The sequence below is a fragment of the Agarivorans sp. Z349TD_8 genome (assembly GCF_050870825.2).
Lineage (GTDB): Bacteria > Pseudomonadota > Gammaproteobacteria > Enterobacterales > Celerinatantimonadaceae > Agarivorans.
The window spans coordinates 3,674,452-3,693,592 of record NZ_CP194037.2; the positions used below are offsets into that span (position 1 = coordinate 3,674,452).

21 protein-coding genes are annotated in these 19,141 nt (G+C 44.9%); 8 read left to right on the plus strand and 13 right to left on the minus strand.

Going from position 1 to position 19,141, the window contains the following annotated elements; all coding sequences use genetic code 11:
* Nucleotides 1-74 precede the first annotated feature (74 nt).
* The 3 genes from ACRRS1_RS16585 (at nucleotide 75) to ACRRS1_RS16595 (ending at nucleotide 3,334) form a co-directional block, all read left to right on the plus strand.
* A complete protein-coding gene (locus tag ACRRS1_RS16585; RefSeq protein ID WP_432459920.1) occupies nucleotides 75-698 on the plus strand; it encodes an NAD(P)H-dependent oxidoreductase in 624 nt (207 codons plus the stop codon).
* Nucleotides 695-2,608, plus strand: coding sequence for a monovalent cation:proton antiporter-2 (CPA2) family protein (locus ACRRS1_RS16590; protein ID WP_432467348.1), 1,914 nt, complete (start codon nucleotides 695-697; stop codon nucleotides 2,606-2,608). Before ACRRS1_RS16585 ends, ACRRS1_RS16590 begins: the two co-directional genes overlap by 4 nt.
* A gap of 75 nt (nucleotides 2,609-2,683) precedes the next feature.
* Complete coding sequence (locus ACRRS1_RS16595; RefSeq protein ID WP_432452090.1) at nucleotides 2,684-3,334, plus strand: DsbA family oxidoreductase; 651 nt, start codon at nucleotides 2,684-2,686, stop codon at nucleotides 3,332-3,334.
* Here the strand turns inward: ACRRS1_RS16595 and ACRRS1_RS16600 are convergent.
* Genes ACRRS1_RS16600 through ACRRS1_RS16630 form a run of 7 tightly spaced genes read right to left on the minus strand, consistent with a single transcriptional unit; the run spans nucleotide 3,331 to nucleotide 8,674 of the window.
* Nucleotides 3,331-3,780, minus strand: coding sequence for a chalcone isomerase family protein (locus ACRRS1_RS16600; protein ID WP_432452089.1), 450 nt, complete (start codon nucleotides 3,778-3,780; stop codon nucleotides 3,331-3,333). The two genes, ACRRS1_RS16595 and ACRRS1_RS16600, sit on opposite strands and share 4 nt — an antisense overlap.
* A 34-nt stretch (nucleotides 3,781-3,814) precedes the next feature.
* Nucleotides 3,815-4,288, minus strand: a complete 474-nt coding sequence (locus ACRRS1_RS16605; RefSeq protein WP_432452088.1) for a DUF2878 family protein — start codon at nucleotides 4,286-4,288, stop codon at nucleotides 3,815-3,817.
* A gap of 3 nt (nucleotides 4,289-4,291) precedes the next feature.
* Complete coding sequence (locus ACRRS1_RS16610; protein WP_432452087.1) at nucleotides 4,292-5,515, minus strand: class I SAM-dependent methyltransferase; 1,224 nt, start codon at nucleotides 5,513-5,515, stop codon at nucleotides 4,292-4,294.
* Between the two features lie 22 nt (nucleotides 5,516-5,537).
* Nucleotides 5,538-6,272 carry a DUF1365 domain-containing protein gene (locus ACRRS1_RS16615; RefSeq protein WP_432452086.1) on the minus strand — a complete coding sequence of 245 codons (735 nt, stop codon included), beginning with the start codon at nucleotides 6,270-6,272 and terminating at the stop codon, nucleotides 5,538-5,540.
* Entirely contained in the window at nucleotides 6,269-7,522 is a 1,254-nt protein-coding gene (locus ACRRS1_RS16620; protein WP_432452085.1) for an NAD(P)/FAD-dependent oxidoreductase, read from the minus strand. The genes ACRRS1_RS16615 and ACRRS1_RS16620 overlap by 4 nt, the downstream gene beginning before the upstream one ends.
* A gap of 1 nt (nucleotide 7,523) precedes the next feature.
* Nucleotides 7,524-8,249, minus strand: a complete 726-nt coding sequence (locus ACRRS1_RS16625) for an SDR family NAD(P)-dependent oxidoreductase (protein ID WP_432459921.1) — start codon at nucleotides 8,247-8,249, stop codon at nucleotides 7,524-7,526.
* Nucleotides 8,246-8,674: a nuclear transport factor 2 family protein gene (locus ACRRS1_RS16630; RefSeq protein ID WP_432459922.1), complete on the minus strand. Its 429-nt coding sequence runs from the start codon at nucleotides 8,672-8,674 to the stop codon at nucleotides 8,246-8,248. Before ACRRS1_RS16630 ends, ACRRS1_RS16625 begins: the two co-directional genes overlap by 4 nt.
* A 143-nt stretch (nucleotides 8,675-8,817) precedes the next feature.
* Here ACRRS1_RS16630 and ACRRS1_RS16635 point away from each other — a divergent pair, with 143 nt between their 5' ends.
* The 3 genes from ACRRS1_RS16635 to ACRRS1_RS16645 are packed head-to-tail and all read left to right on the plus strand — an operon-like array spanning nucleotide 8,818 to nucleotide 10,758.
* Nucleotides 8,818-9,432: a hypothetical protein gene (locus tag ACRRS1_RS16635; protein ID WP_432467347.1), complete on the plus strand. Its 615-nt coding sequence runs from the start codon at nucleotides 8,818-8,820 to the stop codon at nucleotides 9,430-9,432.
* A 32-nt stretch (nucleotides 9,433-9,464) separates the two neighbouring features.
* A complete protein-coding gene (locus ACRRS1_RS16640; RefSeq protein WP_432452081.1) occupies nucleotides 9,465-10,091 on the plus strand; it encodes a sigma-70 family RNA polymerase sigma factor in 627 nt (208 codons plus the stop codon).
* On the plus strand, nucleotides 10,084-10,758 hold the full coding sequence (locus tag ACRRS1_RS16645; RefSeq protein WP_432467345.1) for a ChrR family anti-sigma-E factor: 675 nt from the start codon (nucleotides 10,084-10,086) through the stop codon (nucleotides 10,756-10,758). Before ACRRS1_RS16640 ends, ACRRS1_RS16645 begins: the two co-directional genes overlap by 8 nt.
* Nucleotides 10,759-10,824: 66 nt before the next feature.
* Here ACRRS1_RS16645 and ACRRS1_RS16650 read toward each other — a convergent pair whose 3' ends face one another.
* Nucleotides 10,825-12,099: a hypothetical protein gene (locus ACRRS1_RS16650; RefSeq protein ID WP_432452079.1), complete on the minus strand. Its 1,275-nt coding sequence runs from the start codon at nucleotides 12,097-12,099 to the stop codon at nucleotides 10,825-10,827.
* Nucleotides 12,100-12,396: 297 nt separating this feature from the next.
* On the minus strand, nucleotides 12,397-13,335 hold the full coding sequence (locus tag ACRRS1_RS16655) for a chemotaxis protein CheV (RefSeq protein WP_432452078.1): 939 nt from the start codon (nucleotides 13,333-13,335) through the stop codon (nucleotides 12,397-12,399).
* Between the two features lie 253 nt (nucleotides 13,336-13,588).
* Here ACRRS1_RS16655 and trhO point away from each other — a divergent pair, with 253 nt between their 5' ends.
* Complete coding sequence (gene trhO, locus ACRRS1_RS16660) at nucleotides 13,589-14,575, plus strand: oxygen-dependent tRNA uridine(34) hydroxylase TrhO (protein ID WP_432452077.1); 987 nt, start codon at nucleotides 13,589-13,591, stop codon at nucleotides 14,573-14,575.
* Between the two features lie 13 nt (nucleotides 14,576-14,588).
* Here the strand turns inward: trhO and ACRRS1_RS16665 are convergent, their stop codons facing one another.
* From ACRRS1_RS16665 to ACRRS1_RS16675, 3 genes are all read right to left on the minus strand, one after another.
* Nucleotides 14,589-15,101 carry an RNA methyltransferase gene (locus tag ACRRS1_RS16665; RefSeq protein WP_432452076.1) on the minus strand — a complete coding sequence of 171 codons (513 nt, stop codon included), beginning with the start codon at nucleotides 15,099-15,101 and terminating at the stop codon, nucleotides 14,589-14,591.
* A 119-nt stretch (nucleotides 15,102-15,220) separates the two neighbouring features.
* Complete coding sequence (locus ACRRS1_RS16670; RefSeq protein ID WP_432467344.1) at nucleotides 15,221-15,688, minus strand: VF530 family DNA-binding protein; 468 nt, start codon at nucleotides 15,686-15,688, stop codon at nucleotides 15,221-15,223.
* 325 nt (nucleotides 15,689-16,013) lie between these two features.
* Nucleotides 16,014-17,000 (minus strand): Gfo/Idh/MocA family protein, encoded by a 987-nt coding sequence (locus ACRRS1_RS16675; protein ID WP_432467343.1) that lies wholly within the window; start codon nucleotides 16,998-17,000, stop codon nucleotides 16,014-16,016.
* 436 nt (nucleotides 17,001-17,436) lie between these two features.
* On the opposite strand from ACRRS1_RS16675, the gene ACRRS1_RS16680 reads away from it, so the two are divergent.
* The gene (locus ACRRS1_RS16680; protein ID WP_432467342.1) at nucleotides 17,437-17,922 is read left to right on the plus strand and encodes a DUF2937 family protein; all 486 of its coding nucleotides are present in this window, start codon (nucleotides 17,437-17,439) and stop codon (nucleotides 17,920-17,922) included.
* Nucleotides 17,923-18,003: 81 nt separating this feature from the next.
* Here ACRRS1_RS16680 and ACRRS1_RS16685 read toward each other — a convergent pair whose 3' ends face one another.
* Entirely contained in the window at nucleotides 18,004-18,858 is an 855-nt protein-coding gene (locus ACRRS1_RS16685; protein ID WP_432459929.1) for a carboxylate/amino acid/amine transporter, read from the minus strand.
* Between the last annotated feature and the right edge of the window lie 283 nt (nucleotides 18,859-19,141).

Consider the following 19,141-nt stretch of genomic DNA (forward strand, 5'->3'; position numbering starts at 1 on the left):
TTCGCTTGTATCTAAGGGCCTAATTTACCTATATTGACTTATCTGCATTACCGCATAGCTTAAAGGAAGTCACTATGCCGAACGCGCTCAACAGCATTCTTTTATTATTTGCCCATCCTTCACTCGAGCGTTCTGAAGTCAATGCACCGATGTTTGAACTCGCACAAACCCTGCCACAAGTGACCGCAGTTGACCTCTATCGGGAATATCCCAGCTTTAAAATTGATATTGATAAAGAACAGCAGCGCTTAATCGAACACGATATTGTTATTATGATGTTTCCCCTCTATTGGTACTCAGTTCCTGCCTTATTAAAAGAATGGCAAGACTTAGTCCTCGAGTACGGTTTTGCCTATGGTCATCAAGGGAACAAGCTACAGGGAAAAACACTACTGTGCGCAATCACGGCGGGAGGAGCCGAATCGGCCTATACAGCCGATGGTTATAACCATTTTACCATCAGGCAATTACTTAGTCCGATTGAACAAACCGCTTCATTAACTGGCATGCATTACTTACCCCCCTTTGTATTATTCGGCTCACGGACAGCGGTTGAAGAAAATCGACTGCAGCAACATCTCGATAATTGGCATCATTTGTTAAGCGCCCTACAGCATGGACAAATCGATCTTGAGATGGCGGCCCACCTTCCTCAATTGAACCAGCAGCACCTAGCACTGTTCAAGGAGCGACTATGACAGGTTATTTATTACAGACCTTTGTCTATTTATGTGCCGCTGTCATCAGTGTGCCTTTGGCCAAAAAATTTGGTTTAGGCTCAGTCTTAGGCTATCTGATTGCGGGCGTGATTATTGGACCAGTGATTGGTTTAGTGGGAACCGAAACCGCCACCATTCAGCACTTTGCCGAATTTGGCGTCGTGATGATGCTGTTTGTTGTGGGTTTGGAGTTAGAACCCAAAATGCTCTGGGGCATGCGCCACAAACTACTGGGGTTGGGTGGGCTACAAGTGAGTTTAAGCACTGTGGTTGTGATGTTGATATGCCTATTATTCAAGTTTCCATGGACCATTGCCTTGGCTATCGGCCTGATATTTTCACTCTCATCTACAGCCATCGTGTTACAAACCTTTAATGAAAAAGGACTCAACCGTACCGACGGTGGCCGTTCTTCATTTTCAGTGTTGCTGTTTCAAGACATCGCGGTGATTCCGATGCTGGCCTTAATTCCCCTACTCGCACTGCCGGAACTAATTGAAAAGGCCCAGCACTTAGGAAACCAAGCCGCAGCCCACAGTTCCGAGCTTAATTTTGCACCCCACCTGCCCAGCTGGGCTTATGCCTTAGTGGTAGTTGGCGCGATTGTGGCGGTGGTGATTGGCGGGCACTACCTCAGTCGCCCGATATTTCGGTTTGTTGCAAACTCAGGACAACGAGAAATATTTACCGCCGCAACCTTAATGTTGGTGATAGGCATTGCGACACTCATGAGTTTAGTGGGTTTATCCCCCGCTCTCGGCACATTTTTAGCGGGCGTCGTCCTCGCCAACAGTGAATTTAGACACGAAATGGAATCCAATATAGAACCATTTAAAGGTTTATTATTAGGACTGTTCTTTATTACCGTAGGCGCAGGCATCGATTTTGAAGTCCTCAGTAATCATTTACCAGTAGTGCTCGCGATTACGTTGGCAGTGATCCTCATCAAATCGTTGGTACTCTTTGGCTTAGCCATCACCTTTAAAATCAAAAATAGTGACCGCTGGTTATTTGCCTTAAGCTTGGCACAAGCGGGAGAGTTTGGTTTTGTATTGCTCAACTATACCCAGCAAAACCACGTGATTCCGGAAGACTTGGCAAAGATTCTGTCATTGGTGGTCGCTTTCTCGATGTTCTTAACACCCGGCTTATTTATCTTCTACGAGAAGGTGATTCTGCCACGTTATGCACGGGTCGAAAACCAGCGAGAGCCCGATGAGATCGACGAGAAAGGCACCGTCATCATTGCTGGTATCGGTCGTTTTGGGCAAATTGTAAACCGCTTCTTGGTGGCCAATGGGATCAATACTGTGGTTCTCGATCATCAAGCGGGCCAAGTTGAACTAATGAGAAAAATTAACATTAAGAGCTACTTTGGCGACGCAACCCAACCCGAACTATTACATCGTGCAGGCATCGAACAAGCGAAGTTAATGGTGGTAACCATCGACGATAAAGAACGAGTCAGAGACATCGTTAAATATGTAAAACATGCCTTTCCACATATTCGTTTAATGGTGAGGGCCTTTGACCGTGGCCACGCTTATGAGCTACGCAGCCTAGGAGCAGACCACATCATCACCGAAGCTTACTACTCGGCACTGGAAATGGGAGGCAGAGCGCTAACCGAACTTGGCTTTCACCCTTTTAAAGCAGAACAGCTTAAGAGTACTTTTGATCAAATCGAAAAAGACAATAAAGATAAATTGTACCAAGCATGGTTGGCCAGCAGCGATGATAAGCACATCAGCACAGACTACCGTGAATTATTTTTAAAACTAGAAGAATTACTCGGTGAAGCGATGAATCGTGATAGAAGTGATACTCACTCTCGCAGCGAACGGGGTTGGACGCCGCCCCCCAAAGGCTATACAGACGAATTAAAATAGAGCGCAGCAATCCATCGCTCTGTCCGAGATCTTGCCTTGAGCTAACTCAAGGCTGTCGTAACCAACGGAGGCACTATGCCCGCTATAACAGATTTAAGAATTGATATTGTTTCTGATGTCGTCTGCCCTTGGTGTATTGTCGGTTACTTACGGCTACAGCAAGCTTTGGCAAAATTAGATTCCAAGCTGAATGTTCAGCTACATTGGCAACCCTTTGAGCTAAATCCACACCTCCCCGCCGAAGGGCAAAACTTAAGAGAACACATTCAACAAAAATATGGCAGTAGCGTGGAACAAAGTGAGACGGCTCGTCAGCAACTGAAACAGATTGGTTCTGACTTGGGCTTTGATTTTAACTTTAATAGCGACTCGCGTATTTACAATACCTTCGAAGCTCACCAACTGCTGCACTGGGCGGCGACTTATCAAAAACAAACTGAATTAAAACTAGCCCTATTCGAAGCATATTTTAGCCAACAACTGGCCCCCTCCGATCGAGAAAACTTACTCGCTGTCGTCGCCAAAGTGGGACTCGATAGCAGCCTAGCGGAGCAAGTACTCAATGAAAAACTATATGCCGAAGAAGTAAGAGAGAAAGAATATAGCTGGCAAAACCAAGGGATTAAGGCGGTCCCCGCGTTTATCTTTAATCAACGCTTCTTACTGTCTGGGGCGCAGAACAGTGACACACTGATACAAGTGATTGAGCAAAGCTTGCAGGATTAATTTGCCCCCACTAACTGTCGTTGTTGCTTAGGAAAGTGACTCTGCTCAGATAACCAAATATCTAAAAAATATTGACTAAAACGCAGCGCTTCTAAATGACCGATGAGCTGACCATTCAGGTAGAAACGCCCACTGTCAGCAGAATCGGCCACCAAACGTAATTGATCTCCTTGCCTTAAATTTGGCCAAATATTTGCCAGTTTGCTTAACCACTGCTGGCAAGGCGCTTGCTGACAAACCCCGAGCTTTTGCCACTGCTCTTCAGTAGCGTCTAATAGGGCTTGTCGTTCAATATCACGCAAATACTCAATACTCAAAAGCAAGGGATAGCGGTCCGCTTGATAGCGCCCATCAGCGCTGTATAGGCTGACATTATAAATCGGCCAAAATAGAACTTTTAATTGAGCATTACCGACTAGCTTTAAATGCTCAATCGAATTGCTCATGGACGTGCCAAGCATCAATGCAAACAAAGCCAAATTAAACATCGCTGTTCTCCAGCAAACGGTGGGCGAGATAAGCAAATACCGCCCATAGCGGGAATAAAATAGCGAGTCCTTGCCAAACCCCCGAATGAAAGGAAAATAATTGTGCTGTACTTGCCAAATAATAACTAAGCGGTCCCAAAATACTCACCAACAAAGCCAAAAAAGGTTGCGGGAAAATCCGTAAGCTGGGTAACAACAAGGCAAAGCTGCCCCACAATAGCAGCATATAAAGCGGTAGACCCGGTTGTGCAAAATCAAGGACACCTAAGGTGACCAAACTCCAATCCAGCAATATGCCAAGCATCGCCAACATGCTACAAGGGATTAAGATCCGCCAGCGATAGTTCCTCACTTGCAAGATAATCAACAGCAACAAACCCGCCACTAGGATCGGCTGAGCATGGTCCCCCCAGAAAAAGGCACTCAACCAATTTAGCTTAAAAGCGATGAGAACTGGCCATTGCATGCCTCACCAAGCCTTATGTAAAGTCAATTGCTCGGTGCCAATATTATGACTACGGAAACCCGCTTCACAATAAGCGAAATAGAAGTGCCAAAGCCGATAAAACTGTTCATCAAAACCAAAGTCGAGCGACTGCTGTTGGTGCTGCTGCAGACGCTGATGCCAATATTGCAGAGTTTGGGCATAATCAAGACCGATTTCCAAACGTTGCACTGGCTGCAAGCCCTGTTGGCTAAAAAGACGCTTTAACAAGGATGGAGAAGGTAGAAATCCTCCGGGGAAAATATATTGCTGGATAAAGTCCACACTATTACGATAAACGGCAAAACGACTCTCCTCAATCGTAATCGCTTGTAACAACATTAAGCCGCCACTTTTTAAGCGCTCGGCACAAAGCTGAGCAAATCCGGGTAAATATTGCTCTCCGACGGCTTCGATCATTTCAATTGACACCAGTTTATCAAAGGTACCGCTCAACTCTCGATAATCTCGATTCAGGACGGTAATTAAGTCACCGCAGCCTGCTTGCTCTACCTGCTGACAGGCATAATGGTATTGTTCATCGGAAATGGTGGTGGTGGTTACCTGACAGCCATAATGCTGAGCCGCAAATATCGCCAAACCTCCCCAACCAGTACCAATCTCCAATAAGTGATCACTTGGCTTGAGCTGTAACTGCTCACAGATCCGGCTTAATTTATTATGTTGGGCCGCAGCGAGGCTTAAGGGCTTACCGCCAAAAATAGCCGATGAATATTGCATCTGCGGATCGAGAAAAGACTGATAAAAGTCATTCCCTAAGTCGTAATGCGCCAAGATATTTTTCTTGGCCTGGCGTTTATGGTTACGCCGAAAAAAATGTTGTAACTTAAACCATGCGTTAGTGAGCCAGTGTAAACGGCGATCTAGATTATCCAGATGAGCTTGATTATTCGCCAACAGCTGCAACAAACGATGCAGATCGGAACATCGCCATAAACCCTCCATATAGGTTTCACCAGCCGCGATGCTGCCTCCTTTAAGGATCTTCGAAAACACTTGGCTGTCTAGTATATGAACTTCAACCGCATGCGGATGGTCCTTCTCTCCTAAATGCACCGAGGGGTAGCCCGATTGACTCATTAAAATTGCGCCGCCTTTTAAACCATCAAAAGTTTTAAGTACCAGATGCCGAGTCCAATCTAAACTATTGCTAAAAGTTGTCGAAGAGAGCGATTTTGCAGTCGTCATAGCTTTTCCTTAAAGACATGTCTTATTTGTTTTTGGCGCTGATCGGATGGCCATAAAAAGGAACTTTCTTCCACCACAACTTCATCGCTTGCCAGTAAATACCGCCCACCACTTTTAAGGTGAGTAAAGGATATGATTGAATTACGCGACGAAGACTAGAAGAGTTCAATGGTTGCTTAAATAAACGAATACCAGCACTGAATTCTTTCTGTTGACGCCAGCAGTCAATGACCACTCTAAGTTGTGATTCCAGCAATTCTACTTGCCAGTGATAAACCATATCCATCGGGTTAAAGGGCGAAACATGAAAGGCCTTATCGTGTGCAGCCAGCTGATTTAAATCTAGCCAATACTGGTGTTTCTCTTTCCAAGGTGTATTGGTCACTTCGGCTAACATGTAATCAAAAGATGTCCCATCACCATACAAGTAGAAATTAACCGGACTAAAATACCAGCCCAAGCAACGCAGTTGCCCTAATAACACAACTTGTTTGGCTTGATAATCGCTCTGAAAATGCTGTTGGGCAGCGATCGCTTTGTCTAAAATACTGCCCGCCTGATGGCCTAAGTAATCACTCGCTCGCAACCGAAACCACGGTAGCCAACGACCAAATGCTTTAAGCTCTTGCTGCACCGCCTGTTCTTCTGCCAAATCAACCCATGCATAATAAAGACGATAAGAAAAACCATGTTTTTGCGGCACAAAGCGCTGATGAAAGGTATCCCCAAATGCGATCGCGGAGTGTTTTAGACTCATAGTTCAACCCCAAATTGCTGGCAAACTTCCACCGCAGAACGAACCCCATCTTCATGAAATCCATTGTGCCAATAAGCGCCGCAAAAATAGCTTCGGTGTTGACCATTGATCTTGCTACGCTGCTGTTGTGCCTTAAAACCATCGACCGAGAAGACCGGATGCATATAATTAAAGCGTTTCAGCACTTTGTCTTCGGCGATGGGCTGCAAGGGATTGAGGGTGACACAAAATTGCGGTGCATCTTTTAACCCCTGTAAACGGTTCATATCGTAGCTAACACAGGCTAAACGGTCGCCGCGTTGGTCACTCGGCGGCAACAAGTAATTCCAGCTTGCTCTCGCCCGATGAATGCTTGGCAATACCGTATCATCGGTATGCAAAATCACTTGGTTGGCCTGATACTTCAACTTAGAGAGGATTTGTCGTTCGTCTTCACTGGCAGCAGAATCCAAAATCGACATCGCTTGATCACTATGACAAGCAAAAATCACCGCATCCCCTTGCCATTGCGAACCGTCAGCGCAATCAATACTGACCCCTTTCGAGTCTCGGTGAATTGCAACCACATCACTGTTCAAGCGGATTTGCTGCTCTAATCCCGCGAGCAAAGGCGCAATATACTGTTTAGAGCCCCCAGGGATCACATACCACTGCGGACGATTACTCACATCTAATAAACCATGATTGACAAAAAAACGGGCAAAAAACTGCATTGGAAATTGGTGAATCCCGTTCAATGAAGAAGACCAAATGGCCGCGCCCATCGGCAGCAAATAGTTTTCTTGAAAGCGTTTGGAAAAGCCATGTTGCGTTAAAAATTGTCCTAGACTAACCGAGGTATCTAAATCCACAGCCTGTTTGGCAAGAGTATTAAAACGTAATATTTCACGAATAAATTGATAAAACCAAGGCCGCAACAAATTACGCCGCTGGGCGAATAAAGTATTTAAGTCGTGCCCGTTGTATTGCAAGTTCAACTCAGGGTTAACCACACTAAAGCTCATTTCGGTGGCTTGAGCCTGAATACCTAATTTCGTTAAAAGCTTATTAAATAAGGGGTAGGTACGATCGTTAAAAACGATGAAACCACTATCTACAGCATAACTTTGACCATTCACGGTTAGCTCATTGGTGGCAGTATGACCGCCGAGATAATCATTTTTTTCGAACAAAGTGACTTGATGTTGTTGCTTCAACAGATAGGCACAGGTCATCCCGGAAATACCAGCACCAATAATCGCTATTTTCATTTTATGGGGTTCCTTCCTTGCGAGCTAAGCGACAGCAAATTTTGTTCTGCCAAGTTAAGGGTAAAGCATGTAATAGCCGTAATAAGCAACTAAAAGCCGTAGGAAAATTAATCACTAAACGACCATTACTGAGCCCTTTAATAATAGCTTGACTAGCCTGTTCTACGCTAATTAAATAAGGCATAGAAAAATGATTTTTATCAGTTAAAGGCGTTTTAACAAAACCGGGTTGTATACAGTGCACGCTGACTTGCTTGGCGGCTAGGTCGGTGCGTAGGGCATGAGCGAGGTAGTGTATGGCAGCCTTGCTACTGCCATAAGCACCAGCCTGACTAAAAGGTAATAAATGCGCCAGGCTTCCCACCAAAGCCAACTGCGACCCCGGCTTCAATTGGCTCCACAAGGCATCCAAACAATTGGCCATGCTTTGCACATTATTTTGCCAAACTCGCTCAAATAGGCTGGCGTCAAAACGCTGCGGATCGAGATATTCACAACTTCCAGCCCCCAACACCACAATATCCATCGCGGGCAGATCGAGTACCAGCTCACGCAGGGCTTGCAAGTCACCCAGTTCAACTTGCAACGGCTTCACACCCTGCTTAGCAATTGCTTGCAAGCGAGAGCTATCTCGGCCTAGTCCCCATACCTGATGCCCTTGGGTGCAAAAATCCAAGGCTAGCTGTCGACCAATCCCAGAACTGGCACCTGTAATTAAAATATTCATTGACCAAGTCCATTTTTTAGCTTCTTGGATACCCAACCAAGCACCGGTATATGGTCATGTAACATTGCACTCACATCATAATAATCTCGGTGGTAGTAGATTTTGTCGCGACATTTAAGGTGACTGATACCGTCCAGTTCAATGGTTCGACCGTTGCCTAACTTGGGATGAGTAAATTGCATCTGCCATGTCAGAGTGAACTCTCCTTCAGTGACCAAACGAGAGTCAAAAATAAAATGACATTGCTGAGTATTTTGTAGCAAATTCTCAAAGTAGTGACCTAAATCCGCCAAACCGAATAGATGATGCAGCGGATCAATAAACTCAATATCCGCAGTGTAGATGTCATCCAAATGCTTCATCTGGGCTAAATCTAACTGTAAGTAAAACGCTTCGAGTTGCTGTACTATGGCCTGAGTTGACATCAGTTTTTCCACCATTAAAAAATATAAGCATTTGTTTCCATTATCGTTAATCATAGTACGTGAAGAGTACGAATAAAGATCAGTCATCTTTTTATCGCTTTACTGCGTAGTAACAAAGACACTCTTTAGCGCAGGACTTTGCCTTGAACAGCCATCAGGTTTTACCACTCATCATTAACAGCGAACACTTCATGCCGGAACGCCAAGGTCGCTTAAGTGGTCAAGGAGGTGAATTTATCGCGAGCATTCGTGCAGCCGAAAAGGCTGGGGGGATGTGGTTAGCGTTTCAGGACAGTAACGGTCATTGTGCCATTAGCAAACACGATTTGGTAAGCCGAGGCGAGATCAAGCAGGTGGACTGGCTTAGTCGAAAACAAATTATCGTTGAATTCAATGTCACAGGCTGGGGGTTGATTAGTACTAACCATCCGGAATTTTCTAAGGAATGGTTCACCGATACTATCACTGCCCAGCAACTGATTCTTTGGCCAACGCCCGAGACTTATCCGCCACAGCCTCATTTGCAACAAGCCTTATTACAGGTAAAACGTCTCTACCCCGAGCTACACTCTTACTGTCCCAATCAAGCGCAAGACCTAAATGATGTCCGTCTGCTATGTTGGCGTTGGTTAGAGTTACTCCCTCTCTCGATTGATACCAAACAACGCCTACTCAAAGCTGCGACACCAGCCCTATGTATCCGCTATTTAAATTTTATTTTGCGACAAAACGATCGTTTTCTTCATTTACGACGTTAATCAGTTATTAATCCGACAACGAATTTGGCAATATGGAATTATCTAAACCCCAAACGACGATCGGCGGTAATCAAACAGCCATGGCTTCTAACAGTTTTAAGCCCCATGTAGATGATGAGATAGCCTTGTTACTTGACAACATTGCCAAGCAACAATGTCGTGCTAGTTATGAACGGTTGTTTCGAGAGGTTGCGCCTCGTTTATTAAACCTAGCAAGAAAGCAATTTGTTGAAGAATCCTTGGCACTAGAAATGGTGCAAGAAACCATGCTTAAACTTTGGCTAAAAGCCGGTTTGTATGATGCCTCCAAGGGACTCGCAATGACTTGGATATTTTCAGTCTCAAGAAACGTTAAATTTGACCTGATGCGCAAAGGCAAACATCAGCAAAGTTGGGTACAAGGCGATGATCTATGGCCGACTTTAGCGGAAGAACAGGACCACGACAAAGTTGCATCGGAGGATCATTCGTTGGTACGCGAAGAGTTACAACAGGTCCTCTCACAATTACCCAAAGAACAAGCCGATATTGTGAGGCGAGTTTACTTACACGGTGAATCCCAACAACAGGTTTCCGAAATGCTTAACCTACCTCTAGGAACGGTAAAAAGTCGCCTACGATTAGCGCTTCAAAAAATGAAGGAGACCTTGAATGACTAATGTTCAATTTCATCCCTCGGATAACAGCCTTGAGCTTTACGCAGCAGGTTTACTCGATCCGTCCATGAGCATTATGGTAAGTGCCCATTTGGAGTTTTGTGGTGCATGTCGCCAACGAGTTGCGCAGCTGGAAAACAGCTTAGCCAGCCAACTACAACAGGCTGAACCAGTGGCAATCAATCCTCAGCTGGATAGCATGATGCAAATGATTATGCAGCAAACTATACCGTCGCAACCCACGGAGCCTCAACAGCTTCAAGCCAAAATCAAACTCGATGATAAAAGCTTTGCACTGCCCCGTGTATTACAGGCCCATGCTAAAAAAATTGGCCCGTGGGCACGCCTGCCAGGTAAACTGCAGCGAGCCAGAGTTGATGCTGTCGGTGACAGTAAAATGAACTTTATTTATATGGATCAAAACAGTGCACTCCCTGAACATACCCATCAGGGACAAGAAGTCACACTGGTATTAGCAGGCCGCTTTATTGACAATGGCGGCAGCTATGGCCCGGGAGACTTTGTAATCCGAGATACTCAGCATACCCACACGCCAAGAACCGAAGCGGATCAAGACTGTCTGTGCTTAACTCTATTAGATGCTCCCTTACACTTTACCTCGGGTTTAGCATCTTTACTCAACCCCTTTAGTCAGTTGTTTTTCCGATAAAGTTGCTCACTAAAACCAATAAAAAAACCAGCGACGTCGCTGGTTTTTTTATGCAAATGAAATCGCTCAACTCGGCTTGAATCCAATCCGAAAAGCGCCCCAATGTTTTCCCTCAACCCAAATTGGTACCGATAAATCATGCATTACCTCACCTGTATCACGCTTGTAAGTTTGTAATAACATACTTTTGCAATGGGTCGCACTGCGGATCCCGATAGGATCATCAAACACTCGCTTGGTTCTATTATTCTTTATATCACGTTCGTAATCGCCCGTCAGGGCTTGAGAATAACAGCGATTATGAGTTGGAAAATACCCCCGCTTATCCACAGCACCGGCATACACGATATTGGGCAAGGCTTGCAAAATAGGATCTTGTACATCGGGGAAGTGTTGATCGGTATAGCTGTCAAACGCAGTGCTATACTTGGTTGGTTCGGTATTTTCGATGGGCTGGTAATCAGGCTCAAATAACTGCGACTCAGTAAATTTCTCTTCAACTAAGGCCTGCTCGAGCAAACCGCCACAAGCCATTGCCGCAGCCCGAGCATGATTTAAGATCCGTTGATCAAACATATCCCTTTGATCGGTATCAAGCGACATAAAAATAAGCTCACCAGTACCACTTTGCTGCCGCAACGATTGCTCTATCTGCATCTGCGCAAACGCCTCTACGGCTTTCTCTGTGCGACTCAATACTCGTTCGAAATGTGTAATACAGTCTTCTACGGTGTCCATTTTATCGATCATGTGTGCCATCAACTGGCGACTATTCGCCGTATCATCGCCAAAATTGGTTAATGCACCCGCAATATCTTCGCTGATCTGAGCGGTATGCTTAGCGAACAGCTTCAACTGATCGGCCATCGCCGCCCGCTCACCAGACTGCTCACCCGCTTTAAAAACAGTCTGCTGGGCATCATCGGCTAATTGCTCTGCCTGCTGCGCTAGCGCATTTGTCAACGCTACAAAATTTTGAACTTGAAAGGCCTTATTTTTAAGCCTTGTGAGATCACTGGCAACATGGCTAACAGCGGAGCGTAAATCTTGAATCGCCTGTATCCCACCTTGCACCGACTGCTTTCCACGACAGCAATCCGCTGCGGACTGTTTGCGACCACTCTGCATTACATCATTTTGCTTAGACGGGTTCGAACCACGTCCACCGGAGTGCTCAACGCTAAAGACAATACCCTTGTTGGCAATATTTACTTCAGAAACAAGAATCGCCCCACTGATTTGCGATGATTGAGCGATGGGGATTAGCAGCAAGCCATGCCACCCCAAAATCACTAGGAACACCATCAATATCAAGTACAAGCACTGAATATTGTCAGTCATTTTACACTGCAATAAAGTGATAACACTTAAGCTCACCAAAAATATGAGCCATCGACTATTTATCTTCATACCGCCAGCCTTCGTTAACCTCCAGTGATTATCGCCCTGCAGTTAATAAGCGCGGGTCACAAATGATAAACTAGATAGGTAGACTTTAGTTTGAACTAGTCATTTTTGATAGATTTTCGACAAGTAACAATAAAAAAAACACCACGAAACGTGATGCTTATCTTCAATTTACAAAGAAACGAATGCAACTTTAAAGCTCAACAGAGGCGCCCAAAAGTACTCGCTCAGTTAGAGCAATTGGCGCATCCGCTCCTGTACAACATCGACCAAAAGGTCGGGTTGAAATTTAGAAATAAATCGGTCACATCCCACCTTTTCTACCATGGCATCATTAAAGCTGCCACTTAATGAAGTGTTTAAAGCAATGAACAACTCGTTCATCCGTTTATCTCCACGGACTTCTGCAGTTAAACGATATCCGTCCATCTCCGGCATTTCTGCATCGGTGATCATCAACAATATTTCGTCGTAAACCGACTTGCCTTGATCGGCCCAGCCTTTCAACATATTCAAGGCTTGTAAGCCATTTTCAGCTTCAATGATCTCCATGCCAAGTTGACTAAGGGTAGCCTTAACTTGGCCCCGCGCAGTTGATGAATCATCAACAACTAATACACGTTTACCGTTCAAATACTCTGTAACCTGAGAATCTAAGGCTTCTTCCGAGATAGTCACGTTATAACTAACAATTTCGGCTAATACCTTTTCAACATCGATAATTTCGACGATGCGATTGGTATCTTCATGCTCAATACGAGTGATCGCAGTAAGGTAATTGCTCCGGCCTACCGTAGAAGGTGGCGGTAGAATATCCTTCCATGAAGTGTTCACAATATGCATTACTTCGCCCACCATAAAGCCTTGCACGGTGCGGTTGTACTCGGTAATGATGAGATTACAATCTTCCTGAGTCTTAGACGGAGGCATCTTGATGGCCGCACGTAAATCAATCACCGGAATCGAATGACCACGACTACTAACCACGCCAGAAATATTGGAATGTGAGCCGGGTAGTTTGTTCATTCGAGGCAATTTCACGACCTCTTTCACTTTAAATACATTGATCGCAAACAACTGCATTGAGTTGAGTTTAAATATCAATAATTCTAAGCGATTTTCGCCCACCAACTGGGTGCGTTGATCCACAGAGGCTAAAACACCTGACATACTACCCAACCTATTCAATATATTTAGTCCATAGAGTATAGCGGTCTTAGGCTAAGCAATAAAATCTCTAGCACCAACGGTACCTTAATTTAGCGGCCTAGCACACATTTTTACCACTTGTCCCCTCGAAACAGCAACCACAAAAACGTAACACAGATTCACATTATAGCTGCAATTATTAGCAATTTAATTACAATAGCCGCTTTTAACCATTGCTTCGGGTTTACGCCCCGCTTGGCAACAAGGAAACTGCATGAGTCAAATCACAATTTGCGCCCTCTATAAATTTGTTCGTTTAGACAATTTTCGCGACTTACAAGCCCCCCTTCTACAAATAATGCTAGATAATCAGGTACGCGGTAGTTTATTACTTGCTGAAGAAGGCCTTAACGGCACCATTGCTGGTCAAGAGAGCGCTATAGCAGAAGTACTCGATTGGCTAACAGCAGATCCTCGTTTGGTCAATTTGTCGGAAAAACGCTCCTATAGTGAACAGCAACCCTTTAAACGCTCCCGAGTCAAACTGAAGAAAGAAATCGTAACCATGGGCATTGAAGGTATCGATCCCAATAAAGTTGTGGGCAGCTATGTTAAACCAAAAGATTGGAATACCTTAGTCAGTGACCCTGAAGTGCTACTGGTTGATACCCGCAATGACTATGAAGTGGAACTCGGTAGTTTTAAAAACGCACTAAATCCCAATACAGAGAGCTTTCGTGAATTTCCAGCTTATGTTGCTGAACACCTAGATCCAAAGCAGCATAAAAAAGTTGCGATGTTTTGTACTGGCGGGATCCGCTGCGAGAAATCAACCGCCTATTTAAAACAGCAAGGTTTTGAAGAAGTTTATCATCTAGAAGGGGGGATCCTAAAATATCTAGAAGAGGTCCCCGAGCAAGACTCTCTATGGCAAGGCGACTGCTTTGTGTTTGATGAAAGAGTGAGTGTCGATCACCAACTTCAACCAGGTGATTACCAGCTCTGTAAAGCCTGTAGAATGCCCGTTTCCGTTGCACAACAGCAAAGCCCACTATTTGTGCCCGGCCTCAGTTGCCCACATTGTCATGCTCAACAAAGCCAACAGCAAAAGCAACGCTTTATGGAACGTGAAAAACAAGTGAATTTGGCTAAGCAACGCGGCGAACAACATGTGGGTATGGAAGCTAGCAAACACAGCGAGCAACGGCGCAAACAAAAACTGCGCCTACGTCGAACTCAACGGGAAAAATCAGCTGAATAACCACTATTGCTCATCACTGCGACTTTGCCTTCAGGCGATTATTCACATCGCGACTCTTGCGGATCAGTGGATCGCCTGCGAGGCCTTGGGCTAATTTGGTCTGCCGATCGTAGAGCAGTACATTCACCGTTGCCGCTAAATTCAAACAAGCTTGGCTCGGGATATACACCACCGAATCAGCTTGATCCACCACAGTTTGACTTAGCGAACCGTCTTCCGGACCAAAAATATAAAGAGCCTTTTCTGGGTGAGTAAACTCTGGCAAAGCAATGGCCCCTTCCACCAGCTCCACGCAAACAATTTGCATGTCTGGTGTTACCTGTGCCACCAATGAATCCACCCCCGAGAGTGGGATATTCAAACTCTGATTCTTGGTATCCGTATTGAACCGAGCTGCGCGAGCATAACGCTGCCCCGTATAAAAGACCGCATCCGCTTGAAAACAGCCTGCAGCGCGCATCACCGAGCCCACATTACTGGGACTTTTAGGGTTAACTAGGCCAATATGGACCAGAGTTTGAGACATAAATCGTACCGCACAAAATTAACTAAACCGACTTAACTAACAGCACTCAAGGCTGAGTCAAGTATTAAGTCGTCAATTGTACCTGAAGGCCGACAAAGACGCAGCGAAACTGTGATTACTTAGCGAGACGCAGCCCAAGGATCAAAAGGCTTGTCATCATCGACGCGGGGATTAACATCGCGCGATTTGTAGGGTGTATTTCCCTGAGCGCTTACTTTTGCCTTAGCGCTACGCTTGGACTTCGGCTTATTTTGCGGCTGTGCAGGAGCACTCATATCTATCACCACTGGCGCTCTTGGTTTTTGCTCTGAGGGGATGATTCGCTCCCGCGGCGGCAAAGCATATTGACGATCGTCGGGCCGCGGTAAATGTTTAAAACGATATAAATAAAAAGCCTCAACTTTCTCACGCGCCCACTTGGTTTTATGCAAAAACTTTAGGCAAGAATCAAGATCAGGCTTGTTTCTAAAGCAATTCATATTCATCGCAAAGGCTAAGGTTTTCCAACCATAATGCGCGACAATTTCATCTAGAAGCACTTCTAACTTAAGGCCATGTAAAGGATTGTTGTGGTATGGATTGCTCATAGAAAGTCCTAGGCTCAATATAACGACTTGAACACAATAAGCTCAAGTCAACTCAGCGCTAAGAGTAAGGCCAAAGCCAAAGAAGTCCAAACTATATTGTGCGCCGTATCAATCGTTGGTGAGTCTCAGGCAAGCAATCCACACTTTTACGGCCAGCTCTTATACATCACTATTATCTTCGCCTTGTTCTTCCCCATGCTGCATTCGTCAGCCATAAAATGCAGTGCAACCTAGCTATACCGCGAAGCTTTTGACACAATCCAAACAATAAAACAACCAATAATATCAACAACTTATAACCAATAACAAATCTACCGATAACTCACTACCTGTGAGCGAAGCAATCCATTAAGGCCATCACCGCTCTCGCCTCGCTCACACGACAAGGATTGTCTCGCTCATCGCGAAAATAAGCATTCACTTGCTCAATAAAGGGTTGTTGAATGTGCTCTGGGTTGTTAATCATAAACTCTTGCGTGCCTTGTGCGTTCTCTAAACGAATCACTTGCTCACCAAAAAAATTAACGCTGAGCTTGCCATCACTACCAATCACTTCACAAACATCGCGAGTTTGTTGCGCTTGCACCGCAAAATGCCAACGCCCTTGTAGGATCAGTGAATTCTGCAGACACGCCCAACCATGTGTACAGTCATCAGCCGCTGAATGTTGCTGTTGATTAACACTAAGCCCTTGGGCTGAAACGACGGGGCCAAACCACTGCAGAATTAAGTCTAATTGGTGGGGAGCAAGATCATAAAATAAGCCACCGCCAGAAATTTCAGGATTGACCCGCCAATTGTCTTCGCTACTAGAAATAATATCTGATGCCGCTGGCTGAAGTGTATCGATTTGAACCATTAAGGGCCGGCCAATAGCGCCATTCTTAAGCAACTCAGCCACTTTTAAAAAACAGGGTACATGGCGACGATAGTGTGCCACAACCACTTTAGTCGCAGCCGTTTTTTGAGCCTCGATAAGCTCATCGCACTGCTTTGCATTCAGTGTTACCGGCTTTTCAATATACACATGTTTACCTGCTTTTAGCGCAGCTAAAGCGTAATCTTTGTGTTGTGCTGGTGGTGTAGCAATATATACCGCGTCGATATCTGGATTGGCGAGCAGAGCCTCGGCATTGTCATACCAATGTGGCACTTGATGGCGCGAAGCAAAATCTTTGGCCTTTGTGCCGTTACGCCGCATCACCGCAAGCAATTGCGAGTCTTTTGCTTTATAAAATGCAGGACCGCTTTTGACTTCGCAAACATCACCGACACCAATAATGCCCCAACGGATTAGTTTTGATTGTTGCATCTGATTTACCTTTTATTTCAAGAATAATGAATACTAACGATAAAAGCCGAGCAATATTTAGGTTTAAATATACGAAGCAAACTACCTCGCATGCGCAGATTTGCTAGAATCATTACGCAGGTGTTACATCCGCCACATTCCTGAATAATTGCTATCTATCTACTCAAAGCTCGAATCAGTCGAGCATTCGAATGAGCAAATTGTGACAAAATATAAAACTATTTCAGGATCTTGCTCCCTCTGTTCAAAATAATAAACCGCAAAAAATAAGACTAAAGCGCGATTTACGATTTACCTATCGGACACGACTCAAATATCCAAATGCAAGACGATAAAATCATTTACTCTTATCATCGCAACAGCGTAGGATCAAACACTCAAAATATCACTAAACCAGCCAGCTAAACTGGTTTCGGCTTTGATGCGAGGATCGACTTTGATACTCAACACCCTAGATAAAGTCATATTCACTGTGCTATTACTGGTCTTTTTTCAACTACCGATATTGAGCAATCACTACTTACAGTTTATCAGTGGTTACTATAGCGCGGCTAAAATTCAGGTCGAAGGTTACCAACGCAATGCGACGGCTTATCACTATGCCGACGTCGATGCCATGATCGAAGATTTTAAGCATAACTCTAATCCCGCCGTTAGAGCCGATGCTGAACAAAAACAACAAACTCTGCACCAATTCGCTGACTTAGCCCAAGCCCTTGAGGTTCTCCAACATGGTAACTTACTAGAAAAAACCATCTATATTTTTGCGCCAGCACGTTGGTCAAGATTGAACGAGGTTTTAAAAAACTTTAAACCGGGCATCCCCCTTGAACCGATGGTTGTGGGCTACAGTGTATTAGTGGCACTGATAATTGGCGGCTTGTTTATGTGGCCAATCCGCCGCTTGAGTAAAGCCCGTTAGCAGTCGTAAACAACCGCCATTACCAGCGGCGTGATACAGCCATCAAACTTGCGCCAGCGCTATATGCTCAAGCACCTTGGGCTAAACCCGCCTCGCCCAACGCTGATTCAATGCCAAGGCTCCGAGGATAATCGCCGCCCCAATGCTTAAACGCAAAATATCGGCATCACGATTCCAAATCAGCAAATTGACCGCAATACCCGCTGGAATCAGCAAGTTATTCGCCACAGCTAAGGCGCCAACATTGACCATGGTTGCGCCCTTGTTCCAAGCAAAATAGCCAAGCCCTGAGGCGATGACCCCTAGATAAACCAATACCCCCCACTGCAAGTTTGTGCTGGGTAGGTTTTGGGTATTACCTAGCAGTGCAAAAGCCATACTGGCCACCAGTAAAGCTCCGATAAAAAACCAGGCAAATACCGTTTGCTGGGCCAACTTTACCGGTAAGCGAGCCATCAAACGTTTATAGGCAACTTGCCCACTGGCAAAACATAAATTGGCCCCCTGGACCAATAAAAAGCCAGTAATGAAGCCCTGATCGATGCCTTGATAACGGATAGCCACCGCCCCCATAGTTGCGAGCAGTGCAGTTAACATGAAACGCTGATTAAAACGTCGCTCGAAGGCATCATTGACGAGGGTCACATAGATCGGAGTCATCACCGTAAATAACAACACTTCTGGCACCGACAAATATAAGAAGGACTGATAATAAAAACCATACATACAACCAAGCTGCACCGCTCCAATCGCCATCAACTTCAAGGCGGTACTGGCAGCTAACTCTCTAAATTTTAAAAAAGGTAAGAACACCAAGGTCGCAAGGGCAATTCGCATCAACACTGAAAACCACGCATCTACTTGGCCAGCAAGATAAACACCAATCAAGCTAAAAGAAAAAGCCCACAACAAGGTAATCGCAATTAAATACGCCATAGTCACTCTAATTTGATATAGGCCAGATAGGCCATTGAACGAATATTTTAATTTTACTTAAATTACAAGATGTTAATCTTTAATTTAGGCGCGGCAGCTTAGCACTTTCGGCAAATACCTCGCAAGCATCCACAGACAATTTATCTTAAGTTAAGATGCCAAGCACGGTTGTCCACGACTTGATGCAAACAACCAATGTATATATATGCCCACTCCAAAAGACGGTTACGAAATGATTTAGTTACGCGTCGGCTGTTACTTCTTGTTAGAATCTGGTCTTGAT

What these genes read in the sequence shown, in the direction of transcription:
- ACRRS1_RS16585 (WP_432459920.1), top strand. Translation starts at nt 75, where the DNA reads ATGCCGAACGCGCTCAACAGCATTCTTTTATTATTTGCCCATCCTTCA.
- ACRRS1_RS16590 (WP_432467348.1), top strand. Translation starts at nt 695, where the DNA reads ATGACAGGTTATTTATTACAGACCTTTGTCTATTTATGTGCCGCTGTC.
- ACRRS1_RS16595 (WP_432452090.1), top strand. Translation starts at nt 2,684, where the DNA reads ATGCCCGCTATAACAGATTTAAGAATTGATATTGTTTCTGATGTCGTC.
- ACRRS1_RS16600 (WP_432452089.1), bottom strand. Translation starts at nt 3,780, where the DNA reads ATGAGCAATTCGATTGAGCATTTAAAGCTAGTCGGTAATGCTCAATTA.
- ACRRS1_RS16605 (WP_432452088.1), bottom strand. Translation starts at nt 4,288, where the DNA reads ATGCAATGGCCAGTTCTCATCGCTTTTAAGCTAAATTGGTTGAGTGCC.
- ACRRS1_RS16610 (WP_432452087.1), bottom strand. Translation starts at nt 5,515, where the DNA reads ATGACGACTGCAAAATCGCTCTCTTCGACAACTTTTAGCAATAGTTTA.
- ACRRS1_RS16615 (WP_432452086.1), bottom strand. Translation starts at nt 6,272, where the DNA reads ATGAGTCTAAAACACTCCGCGATCGCATTTGGGGATACCTTTCATCAG.
- ACRRS1_RS16620 (WP_432452085.1), bottom strand. Translation starts at nt 7,522, where the DNA reads ATGAAAATAGCGATTATTGGTGCTGGTATTTCCGGGATGACCTGTGCC.
- ACRRS1_RS16625 (WP_432459921.1), bottom strand. Translation starts at nt 8,249, where the DNA reads ATGAATATTTTAATTACAGGTGCCAGTTCTGGGATTGGTCGACAGCTA.
- ACRRS1_RS16630 (WP_432459922.1), bottom strand. Translation starts at nt 8,674, where the DNA reads ATGTCAACTCAGGCCATAGTACAGCAACTCGAAGCGTTTTACTTACAG.
- ACRRS1_RS16640 (WP_432452081.1), top strand. Translation starts at nt 9,465, where the DNA reads ATGGAATTATCTAAACCCCAAACGACGATCGGCGGTAATCAAACAGCC.
- ACRRS1_RS16645 (WP_432467345.1), top strand. Translation starts at nt 10,084, where the DNA reads ATGACTAATGTTCAATTTCATCCCTCGGATAACAGCCTTGAGCTTTAC.
- ACRRS1_RS16650 (WP_432452079.1), bottom strand. Translation starts at nt 12,099, where the DNA reads ATGACTGACAATATTCAGTGCTTGTACTTGATATTGATGGTGTTCCTA.
- ACRRS1_RS16655 (WP_432452078.1), bottom strand. Translation starts at nt 13,335, where the DNA reads ATGTCAGGTGTTTTAGCCTCTGTGGATCAACGCACCCAGTTGGTGGGC.
- trhO (WP_432452077.1), top strand. Translation starts at nt 13,589, where the DNA reads ATGAGTCAAATCACAATTTGCGCCCTCTATAAATTTGTTCGTTTAGAC.
- ACRRS1_RS16665 (WP_432452076.1), bottom strand. Translation starts at nt 15,101, where the DNA reads ATGTCTCAAACTCTGGTCCATATTGGCCTAGTTAACCCTAAAAGTCCC.
- ACRRS1_RS16670 (WP_432467344.1), bottom strand. Translation starts at nt 15,688, where the DNA reads ATGAGCAATCCATACCACAACAATCCTTTACATGGCCTTAAGTTAGAA.
- ACRRS1_RS16675 (WP_432467343.1), bottom strand. Translation starts at nt 17,000, where the DNA reads ATGCAACAATCAAAACTAATCCGTTGGGGCATTATTGGTGTCGGTGAT.
- ACRRS1_RS16685 (WP_432459929.1), bottom strand. Translation starts at nt 18,858, where the DNA reads ATGGCGTATTTAATTGCGATTACCTTGTTGTGGGCTTTTTCTTTTAGC.